The organism is Acidocella aluminiidurans (genome assembly GCF_055383125.1).
On the sequence record NZ_AP031589.1, the window covers coordinates 381919 to 394907 of the forward strand.

Consider the following 12989-nt stretch of genomic DNA (forward strand, 5'->3'; position numbering starts at 1 on the left):
CGGCTTCCTGAAATCCGAGCCCGTGCGGGCTTGTCTGGCCCGGCTTCTGGCCCTGTATATCCAAGTGGCGCTGCGCCTGCAGTTCAGCTGCCGGATCGAGGGGGAGGCGCATCTGCGCGCCTTGATCGGCCCAGCGCCGATGATCGCCGCCTTCTGGCATGAAACCCTGCCGACCATGCCGGGGCTGTGGCGCGAAGCCAGGCGCCTGGGCATGACCCGCCCGGCCGCGGTGCTGGCCAGCCGCCACCGCGATGGCCAGCTGATCGGCAATATCATGCGCGCTCTGGGGCTGGGGCTGGTCTCCGGCTCCAGCTCCAAGGGCGGCGCGGCCAGCCTGCATCAGCTGGTGCGGCTGATCCAGTCCGGCAGCCATATCGTCATCACCCCGGACGGCCCGCGCGGCCCGGCCCGGGTGCCGGCCCCCGGCGTGGCGGCGCTGGCGGGGATGACCGGCGCGCTGATCCTGCCCTGCGGCGCGGCCACCACCCGCTTCATCACGCTGAGCAAGAGCTGGGACGGAATGCGCATCCCGCTGCCTTTCGGCCGGCTGGTGTTGGTCTGCGGCGCGCCGCTGGCGGTGCCGCGCGAGGCGTGGCGGGAGGCGCTGCCGGCCATCGCCGCGGCGCTGGACGATGCCCAGGCGCGGGCAAAGCCGTGATCCTGCGACTCTATGCCGCCGCCACCGCGCTGGCGGCGCCTTTTCTCACCCGCATGCTGGCCAAGCGCGCGGGACGAGGTAAGGAGATCGCCTCCCGTCTGGCCGAGCGCCAGGGTATCGCCAGTTTGGAACGTCCGGCGGGGCGGCTGGTCTGGGTGCATGCGGCCAGTGTCGGTGAGACCATGTCCGCCTTGCCGCTGCTGCGGCTGCTGGCGGCGCGCGGCTCCGTGCTGCTGACCACCGGCACCGTCACCTCGGCCAAACTGGCGGCCGAGCGCCTGCCGCCCGGCGCGCTGCATCAATTCGTGCCGCTGGATGTGCCGGGCTGGGCGGCGCGGTTTCTGGAGCATTGGCGCCCGGATGTGGCGGTGTTTCTGGAAAGCGAGATCTGGCCCAATCTGCTCACCGGCTGCGATGCGCGGGGCATCAGGCGGGTGCTGGTGAATGGCCGCATCTCCGCCGGCTCGGCCCGCAACTGGGCGCGCCTGCCGCGCCTGGCGCGCCGGCTGCTCGGCGGGTTTTCCGCCATCCACGCCCAATCCGCCGGCGATGCCGCGCTGTTTCGCGGGCTGGGGGCGGCCAATCTGCGCGAATGGGGCAATCTGAAATTCTTTGCCGCCCCCTTGCCGGTGGACGATGCGGCGCTGGCCCGGCTGCAAGCCGCATGCCCCGGCCCGGTCTGGCTCGCCGCCAGCACCCATCCGGGTGAGGAGGCGCTGATCTATGCGGCGCATCAGGCGCTGCTGGCCGAGTATCCCGATCTGATCACGCTGCTCGTCCCCCGCCATCCGGAACGCGGCGGCGCGGTCGCGGCGTTATGCGGCAACGCCCCGCGCCGCTCTCTGGGCGAGATGCCGGTGGCGGGCCAAGTCTATGTGGCCGACACGCTGGGCGAGTTGGGGTTGTTCTTCCGCGCCGCGCCCTTCGCCTTCGTTGGCAACTCGCTGGTTGGCTTTGGCGGGCATAATATCGTCGAGCCGGCTTTGCTGGGCCGGCCGGTGATCTGCGGGCCGCATCTTGAGAATTTCATCGAGGCGTCGGAGCGCCTGCGAGGGGCGCAGGCGCTCTTGGATGTGGTTGATGTTCCAAGCCTTATCGCCGCCGCGCGGGGCTGGCTGGCGGACCCGGAGGCGGCGCATGCGGCCGGCGCGCGCGCGCAGGCGGTTTTTGCAGGCTCTGAGCGATTGCCTGAACGGCTCGTTGGCCTCATCTTGGGGTGCGAGCCATGAAAGCCCCGACATTCTGGACCAGGCGCGGCCCCACCGCGCAATTGCTGCGCCCTTTTGGGCTGGTCACCCGTCTCGCGACGGCGCGGCGGCTGCGCAGGCCGGGCCTGGCCATCGGCGTGCGGACCATCTGTGTCGGCAATGCCGGTGTCGGCGGGGCGGGCAAGACGGTGGTGGCGCTGGATATCCTCTCTCGCCTGACCGGCCACCCCTTTGCGCTGACGCGCGGCTATGGCGGCAGCCTGGCCGGGCCGCTGCTGGTGGAGCGCGGCCTGCATAGCCCGGCCGAGGTCGGCGATGAGGCGCTGTTGCTGGCCGATGTCGCCCCCACGGTAAAATCCCGCGACCGCGCCGCCGGGGCAAGGCTGGCCCTGGCCGAGGGCGCGACCGCCATCGTCATGGATGACGGCCTGCAGAACCCGGCTTTGCAGAAGGATCTGTCGCTGCTGGTGATCGATGGCGGCTATGGTTTCGGCAACGGGCTGCTGCTGCCCGCCGGGCCGCTGCGCGAGCCGGTGGAGGTTGCCGCCCAGCGCTGCCACGCCGCGGTGCTGATCGGCGAGGACGAGACCGGGGCGCTGGCCCGCCTGCCGGCCTCGATGCCGGTGCTGCGCGCGCATCTGGTGCCGGACTGCGCCGAGCCGCTGGGCCGCCGCCCGGTGATCGCCTTCGCCGGGATCGGCCGGCCGGAGAAATTCTTCCGCTCCGTGCTCTCGCTGGGGGCGGAGCTGGTGGCGCAGCACGCTTATCCGGACCATCACGTTTATGAGGCGCGCGATGCCTCGGCGCTGCTGGCCGAGGCCGCTTATAAGGGGGCCAAGCTGGTCACCACCGCCAAGGATTTCGTCAAGCTGCCGGCCAATCTGCGCGCCGCCTGCCTGGTCGTGCAGGCGCATCTGGCCTGGGAGGATGAGATGGCGCTGGAGCTGTTGCTGAGCGCATGAGCCGCCCGCCATTGTCTTTCACCCTCCGCGCCGAGGCGCTGCTGGTGCGTGGGCTGATCGGGCTGCTGCGGGCGCTGCCGGTCACCACTGCCTCCCGGCTGGGCGGCGCGGTGACGCGGATGATCGGCCCGCTGCTGCCGGTGACCCGCAAGGTGGGGGACGCCAATCTGCGCATGGCGATGCCGGCGCTGAACGCGGCGCAGCGCCAGGCGATATTGCGCGATGTCTGGACCAATCTCGGCCAGAGCATCGCCGAGCTGGTGCGGCTGCGGGCGATGACCCGCCAGCCCCGCGGCAGCACGGCGCCGGGCTATACGCTGGAGGGCTGGGAGGAGCATGTGCTGCCCCATATCGTGCCCGGCAAGCCGTTGCTGTTCTTCACCGCCCATATCGGCAATTGGGAGATCATGCCGCTGATCGCCGAGCGCAGCGGGGTGGAGTTCGGCTTCATGTACCGCGCCGCCTCGAACGCGGCGGTGGATGAGATTTTGCGCGGCCTGCGCCGGGATGGCTATCGCAGCACGGTCAAGATGTTCGCCAAGGGCGCGGCCGGGGGGCGCGCGGCGCTGGCGCATCTGCGCCAGGGCGGGGCGCTGGGGCTGCTGGTGGACCAGAAGCTGGATACCGGGCTCAGCGTGCCGTTCTTCGGCAAACCGGCGATGACGATGGACGCGCTGGCCAGCTTCGCGCTGAAATTCCAGTGCCCGGTGATCCCGATCCATGTCGAGCGGCAGGGCCCGGCGCGGCTGCATGTGGTGATCGAGGCGCCTTTGGTGCTGCCGGAGAGCGGGGATCGCAAGGCGGATCTGCTGGCGCTGACCGGCAGGATGAACCAGATTGTGGAAGGCTGGGTCAGGGCGCGGCCGGGGGACTGGTTATGGCTGCATCGGCGTTGGCCGAAGGGAAGCGTCTAGAATTCGTCTGTAAAGTTGCAAACGTTTTTTGGTGCCGCTGTTTTACAAAAAAGCGGCGAAAACTTCCGGGGTGTTGGCGAAGACGTAGCCAACACCCCGGAAGTTTTTCAGCAATCCGGCGCCGGGTGCTGGCTCCATTCAATCGCCAGCTCCTCCTGCGCCGCCAGAAGCAGCAAATGCTGGTCGATGGTGCGCTTCAGCGCTTCCAAGGCCTGCGCGTCGCCAGCATTGACGATGATGGAGAGCTTGCGCGCATCCGCATCCAGCGTGCAGAGGCCGGTGGAAAAGCTGACCTCCCCGGCGCTGTTGTCAGCCTCGCGCAGCGCCGGTAGGCGGGGCGCGAAATGGCTGACAAATTGCCCAAGATAGTCCCGCGCCTGGGCGGTGGGGATGATGGCCGTGGCATTCATGCGTCGCGGTCTCCTTCAGGGCTGCTTGCCCGCCTTGGTCGTCAGGCGCGGGGCTTCCCCCGCGCGGGTCGTCTCGGTTCAGAGCGCCTCGATCTTGCGCACCAGATCGTCGATCATCTCGGTCACCTGGGCCAGGGTCTGCGCATCGGCATCGCGGCCGCCAAAGCGCATGCGCAGCGCCGTGCGTAGATTTTCCATTGCCCGGCGCACCGGCAGCACTGAGGCGTGGGAGGGGGTAGCGAGGCTGATCCGCTCCAGCATCGCCTCCAGCACGGGGCGCGAACGGTTGAGCATCTCGCGCCCGGCCTCGGTGATGGTGAAGAGCTTTTTCGCGCCTTCGGTGGTCGCCTCAACCTGGCCCATCTCTTCGAGCATGGTGAGGGTCGGGTAGATCACGCCGGGGCTGGGCACGTAGGCGCCGCCGGTCAGCTCCTCGATCGCCTTGATCAGCTCATAGCCATGGCGCGGGCTTTCATTGATCAGGTTGAGCAGCAGCAGCCGCAGATCGCCATGTTCCAGCAGGCGCTTCAGCCGGCCGCCGCGATGGTGCCGCGGGTCACGCTCCTCCAGCCGTTCACGCATATCGCGCATGAAGCGGCGGCCGGGATGTTCGTGCCAAGGGCCGGAAAAATGATGGGGTTTCATGAGAGGATTCATCCTTCTGATGGTTTAGATAGTTTTAGATATATCTAAACACAGTCGAATGTCAAATCTATTCGGCATAAATCATCTTCCGGGTCATGCCTCCATCGACGGTGAACTCCGCCCCGGTGATGAAGGCCGCATCCGGCCCCAGCAGAAACGCCGCCAGATTGGCGATATCCTCGACCTTGCCGACCCGCCCGGCCGGGTGCTGGGCGTGGTCCTCGGGGCGGATGTCGTAATGGCCGGTATCGATCCAGCCTGGCGAAATGCAGTTCACCCGGATCTCCGGCCCCAGGCTGACCGCCAGCGCATGGGTCAGCGCCACCAGCCCGCCCTTGGAAGCGGCGTAGGATTCCGTATCCGGCTCCGACATATGGGCGCGGGTGGAGGCGATGGTGACGACAGCGCCCTTGCTGGCGCGCAGCATCTTGGCGCCGCAGCGCACCAGCAGGAAGGCGCTGGTGAGGTTGGTGGCCAGCACCGCGTTGAACTCCTCCGGCGTCAGCTCCTCCAGAGGCTTGCGGATCATGAAGCCGGCATTGCAGATGATGCCGTCCAGCCGTTCCTCCACCGCCTCGATGCCGGTGAACAGGCTGGCCACCTGTGCCGGGTCCGAGACATCGCAGATCACTGCGCGGGCGGCGCTGCTCTCGGGCTTGGCCTTGTCGGCGATGACGACACGATGCCCGTCCGCCAGCAATTTCGCCGCGATGCCCGCCCCGATGCCCTTGGCCCCGCCACTGATCAGATACACGCCCATATCTCGTTCTCCTGTCTTCGCTTTGGCCATCCTCAGCCGGAGATGTCGGGAGAAGATGACCATGTTCAAGCGAAAATAAGGCTTTCCAAAGGTAAGCTTATGTTGCGGCGCAGGGCGGCAGGGGGCGTTGCGGGGTGGTAACGCCTTACCTCATCTTCATGTTCTGGTTGTGGGCGGGCGCGGATGGCTTGGTTAAGCAAACCCATACAGCAAGGAAAGGATCTTCATGCGGCGTCTGATTTTGCTGACATTGCTGGGCCTGGGCGGCTGCGCGGTGAATGATTCGCGGGTGGCGCTGAAGGCGCAGCACCAGCTGGTCGGGCTCACGGAATTGCAGCTGGAGACCTGCGCGGGGGTGCCGGATGAGAAAGCCAGCTTCGGCGGCACCGATATTCTGACCTATTACGCGACCTCGACCAGCTCGACCGGGCTGACCATTCCGCTGATCGGCGGCATCAGCAAATCCTATGGCGGCTATTGCCATACGATTTTCCGGGTGGATGACGGCAAGGTGACGTCGGTGCGCTATGTCGGCGAGAAGGATGCGGTGGCAGCGGTGGATGCGTTCTGCGCCAACACCGTGCGCGGCTGCCTGGCCTTGCCGCCGCCGGATACGCCCGCGGCACCGGCGATGGGGGCCAGCCCGGCGGTGATTGAAAACCGCCCGCCGCAGCCTGTTCAGCCCGTACCGCCCCCCGGCGTTCCGGGCACACCGGCGGCGTAACTGCCCGCGTGCAGTCGGCAAAAGTTTTTGGGGGTATGGGGGCTTTTTTCAAAAAGCCCCCATGTCTTTCGCCGCGCCTACTCGGCGGCGTGCTGTTGCTTTTCGACTTCGCTCTTCAACTGCCCGCACGCCGCCAGAATATCGCGCCCGCGCGGGGTGCGGATCGGCGAGGCATAGCCGGCCTGCATCACGATATTGGCGAATTTCTTCAGCGCCTCGGGTGTGCTCGGCTGATAGGCGGAGCCCGGCCAGGGGTTGAAGGGGATCAGGTTCACCTTCGCCGGCAGCCCGGCGATGAGCCGCACCAGCTCATGCGCCTCGGCCTCGGAATCATTCACCCCGCGCAGCATCACATATTCAAACGTGATGCGCCGCGCATTGGAGGCGCTGGGATAGCGATGACAGGCCGCGATCAGCTCCTTGATCGGGTATTTGCGGTTCAGCGGCACCAGCTCGTCACGCAGATCATCGCGCACCGCATGCAGCGACACGGCCAGATTCACCCCCAGCTCCTCGCCGGCCCGGTCCATCATCGGCACCACGCCGGAGGTGGAGAGGGTGATGCGCCGGCGCGAGAGCGCGATGCCCTCGCCATCCATGATGATCTTCATCGCCTTGGCGACATTCTCGTAATTATAAAGCGGCTCGCCCATGCCCATCAGCACGATGGTGGAAAGCAGGCGCGGCGTCTCCCCGCGCGGGCTCGGCCATTCGCCATAGGCATCGCGCGCCGCCATGAACTGGCCGACGATCTCCGCCGCCGAGAGGTTGCGCGAGAGGCGCTGCGTGCCGGTATGGCAGAAGCGGCAGGAGAGGGTGCAGCCCACCTGGGAGGAGAGGCAGACCGCGCCGCGATCTTCCTGGCGATCCGGAATATACACCGTCTCCACCGCCTCATGGTCGCGGAAGCGGAACAGGAATTTACGGGTCTCGTCCTTGGAGAGCTGATCGGTCGCCACCTCCGGCCGGCCGATGACGAAGCGCTGCGCCAGCTTCTCCTGCAAGGGCTTGGCGATGTTGGACATCGCGGAGAAGTCCCGCACGCCCTGATGATAGATCCAGTGCCAGAGCTGCTTGGCGCGGAACGGCTTCTCACCGAACGCCTCCACCTCTTCCAGCAGCTCCTCGCGCGACAGCCCGACCAGATCCCGCCGCCCATCCGGCAAGATATGCGGCGGCGGCGAGAAATGCGCCGCCTTGGCGAGTATCCGCTCGCGTTCGGCGGCGGTGAGGTCGAGTGTCACTGACATGCGTCGGATATCGCCTTGTAGGCGGCGGAGAAGCCGGAGAGGGAGAACTGGTCGGTGACGGTGATCTTGCCCTTTGGCCCGGGGCTGGTGACGACCGCGTCATTGCCGGCCTTGAACGCGGCCACGGCTTTCGCGCCATCGGCGGTGAAGGCGACATTCTTCTGGGTATAGAAACCGAAATCCTGGGGGCCGACGGTCAGCTTCACCTTGGCGTTCTTGGGGTAATCATAGCCGGCGGTCACCGAGACCTCGTTGGCGGAGCCCTTGCGGTTGGTCACTGTCAGCATCACCTTGCCGCGCGAGGCGATCGCCGGCTTGGCGCTGTGCACAATGGTGAAGGCATAGCAGATCTTCGCCGCCCCGCTACCATAGGTGGCGGCTGTCCAGTCGCCATATTTGCCGCCATTGGGGCCAAGGGCGGTCGGGCCGGCGGCCAGGGCGGTGGCGGGGAGCAGGGTGAGCAGGGAGGTGGCGAGCAATCTCTTCATGGGCGAGCATTTAAAACAAACGCCGCCCACATGAAAGCCGGACCTGATTACCGTTTCAAAAGCCATGGCATAAAGTTATAAAAGTTATGCCGATATCACACGCCGCAGAGCCGGACAGTCTTGTTGGGACGGGGCATTCTCATCCCGCCCAATATTCAGGAAAACGGCGCCAAACAGCTTTATTCCGCTATATTTCCCGTGAACAAAATCTGGCCGTCGCGCCGCGCGATCGCCAGCACCGTCAGCCCCGCCTGCGCCGCCACCCGCAGCGCCAGCCCGGTGGGCGCGGAAATCGCCACAATTATGCGCATCCCGGCAATCACCGCCTTCTGCACCATCTCGTAAGAGCAGCGCGAGGTCAGCAGGCAGAATCCATCGGCGAAATCGACCCCGCCGCGCATCCCCGCCCCGATCAGCTTGTCCAGCGCATTATGCCGGCCGACATCCTCGCGGATCAGCCTGATTTCCCCGTCCGGCCCGCACCAGGCGGCGCCATGCACCATATGCACGTCGCGGTTCAGCGCCTGATGCGTCTCCAACGTGCCCAACGCATGGCGGATCGCGGCCAGAGATGAAGCGGGGCCGTCCGGCAGGTGGGGCAAGGGCCGCAAAATCTGGCCCGCATCCTCCACCCCGCAAACCCCGCAGCCGGTGCGGCCGACGACAGTGCGCCGCGCCGCCTGCATCAAGTTATGAAAGGCTTCGGCCGGGATGCGCAGATCGGCCGTGATCCCCTCCGGGCCGGCGGTCAGGGCGATGGAGCGGATCTCCTCGGCCCGTGTCACAATGCCCTCCGTCAACGAGAACCCGACGCAAAAATCCTCGATATCCCGGGCCGTGGCCATCATCACCGCATGGCGCATGGTATTGTAGCTGAGGCTGATCGGCGTCTCTTCCGCCAGTTGCCGCGCCACCGCTTGGGGCGCCTCTCCCTCAGCCAGGCGCTGGGCCGGCCAGCTGCACGAAACCGGGGGAAGGGGAGGCGTCATGGCGGCAAATTAGGGTGTGACGGTGAAAGCGCAAGAGGCGCCGCAAGCCGGGCCGATACGCAAACATAACCGGTTGGCGCATATGAAAATCCGCCGGTCTGTGCCTATATCTCAGATGACCGAGAGGTAAGGAGCGTGCGATGGTCCGGTTGTCGTTGGGAAGATCGTCTCTGGGACTGATGATGGCGATGGGGCTGGGCAGCGCCGCCCTGGCGCAGAGCGCCGCGACTGGCACGGCGACAATCACGCAGAACCCCAACAGCTCGGTGGTTCAACCCGGCCTGGCCAAGCCGCCCGGCAGCGCGCCGGCGCCGAAAGCCGCGCACAAGCCCGCCGGCAGCCAGCCAACCCTGCCGAATAACCCGACCCTGCCGCAAATTGCCCTGCACCCGACCGCGACGATCGGCTCGCCCGTCCCCATCGCCGGGCCAGGCGGCACCACCAAACAACCCACTGGGGAATAAGCGCTCGCGCGCCAAGTTTCGGCCGGGTCAACCCCGGCCGGTACGCAGGCTCTGCGGCCCGTCCGCCGGTTTCACGATCTCATCGCTCCGGCAGATACATTCGACATATTTGCCGTGATGTTCGCGAAACACCCAGCCATCTTCGATATAGATACGTTCCTGCGCGTGACTGCCGGCGCCAGCAAGCTGGGTCTTCAGCGCGACAATCCGGGAAGCGGCAGAGAGTGTGTGGAGCTGTTTCATCGTTCCCACCCTTTGTTCTCGGATGAGCAACCATAGGCGGAATTCGCGTCCGGCATCAAACGCAAAAACACAATCTTGCCAAATTTTATTCCCGGTTAGCGGAGGGTGAAAATCCGCTGCATCGCCGCGAATTTTCAGAATTCATAAATCGATCCGCTTGCCGGTGCGTCACTCCACCGTGACGGATTTCGCCAGGTTGCGCGGCTGGTCCACATCCGTGCCTTTCAGCACTGCGACATGATAGGCCAGCATCTGCACCGGAATCGCGTGCAGGATGGGGGCCGCGAACGGGTCGATGGGGGGCAGCAGGATGGTTTCCGCCGCGATCGGCGCCAGCTTGGAGGCGCCGTCCGCATCCGAGAACACCACGATCTGCCCGCCCCGCGCCGCCGCCTCCTGCAAATTCGAGGCGGTTTTCTCGAAGAGCGGCCCGGAGGGGCAGATGGCGATCACCGGCACGGATTTGTCGATCAGCGCGATCGGCCCGTGCTTCATCTCGCCCGCCGCATAGCCCTCGGCATGGATATAGGAGATTTCCTTCAGCTTCAGCGCGCCCTCCAGCGCGATGGGAAAGCACCCGCCGCGGCCGAGATAGAGCACGTCCCGCGCCTCGGCGATGCGCGCCGCCAGCTTCTGGATCGGCGCCTCATTGACGAGGATTTCGGCGGCTTTCGCCGGCACTTCCAGCAAGGCGGCGGCCAGCCGGGCAATCTCGGCCTCGCCCCGTGTGCCCTTGGCGCGGGCCAGGGCCAGGGCGAATACCGCCAGCGTGGTCATCTGCGCGGTGAAGGCCTTGGTGCTGGCCACACCGATCTCCGGCCCGGCGATGGTCTCCAGAATCGCGTCGCTTTCGCGCGCCATGGTGCTCTCCGGCACATTCAGCACCGAGAGGATCTTCTGCCCCTCGGCCTTCATATAGCGCAAAGCCGCCAGCGTATCGGCGGTCTCGCCGCTCTGGCTGACCAGCAGCCCCAGCCCGCCAGCCTCCATCGGCGGGGCGCGATAGCGGAATTCGCTGGCCACATCCGCCTCCACCGGCACCCGGGCGAGGTTCTCCAGCCAGAATTTCGCGGTCAGCCCGGCATAGAAGGCGGAGCCACAGGCGCTCATGGTGATGCGCTTGATGCCGGCGAGGTCGAAGGGCAAAGCGGGCAGGCGCGGGGCTTCCCCCTCCAGCATGCGGTGCAGCACATCGCCGATCACCACCGGATGCTCATGCAGCTCCTTCTCCATGAAATGCCGGAAATTGCCCTTGCCGATGGCCGCTCCGGTCAGCGCCGTCAGCTTCTTCTGGCGCAGCACCACATGGTTATGCTCGTCATGGAAGGTGGCGCCCTTGGCGGTCACCACCACCCAGTCGCCATCTTCCAGATAGGCGATCTCGCGGGTCAGCGGCGCCAGGGCCAGCGCGTCGGAGCCGAGATACATCTCCTCCGCCCCGAACCCCACCGCCAGCGGCGCGCCACGCTGGGCGCCGATCACCAGATCCTGATGCCCGGCGAAGATCAGCGCCAGCGCATAGGCGCCCTCCAGCCGGGCGAAGGCCTGGGAGGCGGCCTCGATGGGGGGCAGGCCGGTTTGCAGCAGGTAATCCACCAGCTGCGCCACCACTTCCGTATCGGTCTCGGTGACAAAGCTCTGGCCCTTGCCCTCCAGCTCCGTGCGCAGCGCGGCATGGTTTTCGATGATGCCGTTATGCACCACCGCCACCCGGGCGGTGGCGTGCGGATGGGCGTTGCCGACGGTCGGCGCGCCATGCGTCGCCCAGCGCGTATGGCCGATGCCGGTGGTGCCCGCCAGCGGCTCCGCTTCCAGCACCCCGGCCAGGTTCTTCAGCTTGCCCTCGGCCCGGCGCCGGTCGATATGGCCGTTGACCAGGGTGGCGATGCCGGCGGAATCATAGCCGCGATATTCCAGGCGCTGCAGCCCGCCCAGCAGCAAGGGGGCGGCTTCGGCATGACCCACAACACCAACGATTCCGCACATGCGCCTGTAACCTCTCTGTGATCTCGCATCTGCGGTAGCCCTGGCGGGCGGTTTATGTCAAAGGACAGGAGAATCAAATAATACGACGGAGTATTTCATGCGCGCGGTGATCTTCGATCTGGATGGCACCTTGATCGACGCGGCGCCGGACATCGCCGCCAAGCTGAATGTCGTCATCACCGAGGCCGGCCACCCGGCTTTGAGCTTGGAGACGGTGCACGGCATGATCGGCGACGGCGCCAAGGTGCTGGTCGAGCGCGCTTTTGCCTTTTACGGCCAGCCGGCCCAACCCGCCCAGCTGGAGCGCTTCATGGCGCTTTATGGCGTCGATCCGGTGAAGCATACGGTGATTTATGACGGCATCATCCCGGCCTTGGAGGCGCTGCGGGCGCAGGGCCGGCCGCTCGGTATCTGCACCAACAAGCCGATGCATGCCACCCGCGAGGTTTTGGCGGCACTCGACCTCAACCGCTTCTTCGGCGCCGTGCTGGGTGGGGATTCCACCCCCTACCGCAAGCCGGACCCGCGCCATCTGGCCGCCGTGCTCTCCGCACTGGAGGTGACGGATGCGATCATGGTCGGCGACCATGCCAACGATATGAAAGCCGCCGCCGGGCTGGGCCTGCCGGCGATTTTCTGCCCCTGGGGCTATGGCGAGGGGCAGGGCGATGCCCGGGCCGAACACCCGTCCGACCTGCCGGGGATCATCGACCGGCTGGGCTGAGCCGCGCGGCTTTACATGCAGCGCAACATTGCGTAACCGGCGCTTGACGCTGCGCCCGACTTGCCCCAATTGGGAAACAGGACTGGAATTGTCCTGTTTGACGGGGTTGCCATGCTGAAACTCTCACGCCTGACCGATTATGCGGTGGCCGCGCTGGTGCGCTTGGGCACAGCCGAGGGCGTGGAGACGTCACCCGGCATCGCCGCCGGCACCGGCATACCGGAGCCCACCATCGCCAAAGTCTTGAAGGTTTTGGCCGGGCAGGGGCTGGTGGTTTCCACCCGCGGTGCCCGCGGCGGTTACCGGCTTGGCCGGCCGCTGGCGGAGATTTCGGTCTCCGAGGTGATTTTCGCCATCGATGGCCCCATCGCCCTTACCTCCTGCGTGGAGGGGGCCAGCGGCCAGTGCGACAGCCAGTCGCTCTGCCCGGTGGCCGGGCGCTGGGATCCGGTGAATGACGCCATTCGTGGCGCCCTGTCTCACATCTCCCTGGCCGACATGGCCGCGGCCTCCGTGCCGCGCGCCCTGCGTGTGCCAGGACCCGCGATCAATGAGGTTGTTTGA

Annotated in this window: 16 protein-coding genes; 8 read left to right on the top strand and 8 right to left on the bottom strand. The window is 66.5% G+C overall.

Translation table 11 applies throughout. The features are described from left to right. Positions 1 to 22: 22 nt before the first annotated feature. Genes ACZ46S_RS02045 through ACZ46S_RS02060 form a run of 4 tightly spaced genes read left to right on the top strand, consistent with a single transcriptional unit; the run spans position 23 to position 3742 of the window. Positions 23 to 658 carry a lysophospholipid acyltransferase family protein gene (locus ACZ46S_RS02045; RefSeq protein WP_464063169.1) on the top strand — a complete coding sequence of 212 codons (636 nt, stop codon included), beginning with the start codon at positions 23 to 25 and terminating at the stop codon, positions 656 to 658. After that, complete coding sequence (locus ACZ46S_RS02050; protein ID WP_464063170.1) at positions 655 to 1887, top strand: 3-deoxy-D-manno-octulosonic acid transferase; 1233 nt, start codon at positions 655 to 657, stop codon at positions 1885 to 1887. The genes ACZ46S_RS02045 and ACZ46S_RS02050 overlap by 4 nt, the downstream gene beginning before the upstream one ends. Continuing rightward, positions 1884 to 2828: a tetraacyldisaccharide 4'-kinase gene (gene lpxK, locus ACZ46S_RS02055; protein WP_464063171.1), complete on the top strand. Its 945-nt coding sequence runs from the start codon at positions 1884 to 1886 to the stop codon at positions 2826 to 2828. The genes ACZ46S_RS02050 and lpxK overlap by 4 nt, the downstream gene beginning before the upstream one ends. After that, positions 2825 to 3742, top strand: coding sequence for a lysophospholipid acyltransferase family protein (locus tag ACZ46S_RS02060; protein ID WP_464063172.1), 918 nt, complete (start codon positions 2825 to 2827; stop codon positions 3740 to 3742). Before lpxK ends, ACZ46S_RS02060 begins: the two co-directional genes overlap by 4 nt. 107 nt (positions 3743 to 3849) lie before the next feature. On the opposite strand, the gene ACZ46S_RS02065 is transcribed toward ACZ46S_RS02060, so the two are convergent. The 3 genes from ACZ46S_RS02065 to ACZ46S_RS02075 form a co-directional block, all read right to left on the bottom strand. Next, positions 3850 to 4152 carry a DUF2218 domain-containing protein gene (locus ACZ46S_RS02065; protein WP_295738990.1) on the bottom strand — a complete coding sequence of 101 codons (303 nt, stop codon included), beginning with the start codon at positions 4150 to 4152 and terminating at the stop codon, positions 3850 to 3852. 78 nt (positions 4153 to 4230) lie between these two features. Continuing rightward, positions 4231 to 4797: a PadR family transcriptional regulator gene (locus ACZ46S_RS02070; protein WP_464063173.1), complete on the bottom strand. Its 567-nt coding sequence runs from the start codon at positions 4795 to 4797 to the stop codon at positions 4231 to 4233. 67 nt (positions 4798 to 4864) lie between these two features. After that, the gene (locus ACZ46S_RS02075; RefSeq protein WP_464063174.1) at positions 4865 to 5557 is read right to left on the bottom strand and encodes an SDR family oxidoreductase; all 693 of its coding nucleotides are present in this window, start codon (positions 5555 to 5557) and stop codon (positions 4865 to 4867) included. A gap of 226 nt (positions 5558 to 5783) precedes the next feature. Here ACZ46S_RS02075 and ACZ46S_RS02080 point away from each other — a divergent pair, with 226 nt between their 5' ends. Then, positions 5784 to 6281 carry a hypothetical protein gene (locus ACZ46S_RS02080; RefSeq protein ID WP_464063175.1) on the top strand — a complete coding sequence of 166 codons (498 nt, stop codon included), beginning with the start codon at positions 5784 to 5786 and terminating at the stop codon, positions 6279 to 6281. A 77-nt stretch (positions 6282 to 6358) separates the two neighbouring features. Here the strand turns inward: ACZ46S_RS02080 and rlmN are convergent, their stop codons facing one another. From rlmN to fdhD, 3 genes are all read right to left on the bottom strand, one after another. Beyond that, positions 6359 to 7531, bottom strand: a complete 1173-nt coding sequence (rlmN, locus tag ACZ46S_RS02085; RefSeq protein WP_464063176.1) for a dual-specificity RNA methyltransferase RlmN — start codon at positions 7529 to 7531, stop codon at positions 6359 to 6361. Beyond that, positions 7522 to 8019 (bottom strand): invasion associated locus B family protein, encoded by a 498-nt coding sequence (locus tag ACZ46S_RS02090; RefSeq protein ID WP_464063177.1) that lies wholly within the window; start codon positions 8017 to 8019, stop codon positions 7522 to 7524. The genes rlmN and ACZ46S_RS02090 overlap by 10 nt, the downstream gene beginning before the upstream one ends. Before the next feature lie 179 nt (positions 8020 to 8198). After that, the gene (gene fdhD, locus ACZ46S_RS02095) at positions 8199 to 9008 is read right to left on the bottom strand and encodes a formate dehydrogenase accessory sulfurtransferase FdhD (RefSeq protein ID WP_464063178.1); all 810 of its coding nucleotides are present in this window, start codon (positions 9006 to 9008) and stop codon (positions 8199 to 8201) included. Positions 9009 to 9187: 179 nt separating this feature from the next. Between fdhD and ACZ46S_RS02100 the strand changes: the two genes are divergently transcribed. After that, complete coding sequence (locus tag ACZ46S_RS02100; protein WP_464063179.1) at positions 9188 to 9472, top strand: hypothetical protein; 285 nt, start codon at positions 9188 to 9190, stop codon at positions 9470 to 9472. Between the two features lie 27 nt (positions 9473 to 9499). Here the strand turns inward: ACZ46S_RS02100 and ACZ46S_RS02105 are convergent, their stop codons facing one another. Continuing rightward, positions 9500 to 9715 (bottom strand): hypothetical protein, encoded by a 216-nt coding sequence (locus ACZ46S_RS02105; protein WP_008492750.1) that lies wholly within the window; start codon positions 9713 to 9715, stop codon positions 9500 to 9502. A 168-nt stretch (positions 9716 to 9883) separates the two neighbouring features. Next, complete coding sequence (glmS, locus tag ACZ46S_RS02110) at positions 9884 to 11701, bottom strand: glutamine--fructose-6-phosphate transaminase (isomerizing) (RefSeq protein ID WP_464063180.1); 1818 nt, start codon at positions 11699 to 11701, stop codon at positions 9884 to 9886. A 97-nt stretch (positions 11702 to 11798) separates the two neighbouring features. Here glmS and ACZ46S_RS02115 point away from each other — a divergent pair, with 97 nt between their 5' ends. Continuing rightward, positions 11799 to 12425: an HAD family hydrolase gene (locus ACZ46S_RS02115; protein ID WP_295738974.1), complete on the top strand. Its 627-nt coding sequence runs from the start codon at positions 11799 to 11801 to the stop codon at positions 12423 to 12425. A gap of 111 nt (positions 12426 to 12536) precedes the next feature. Continuing rightward, positions 12537 to 12989, top strand: a complete 453-nt coding sequence (locus ACZ46S_RS02120; protein WP_464063181.1) for an RrF2 family transcriptional regulator — start codon at positions 12537 to 12539, stop codon at positions 12987 to 12989.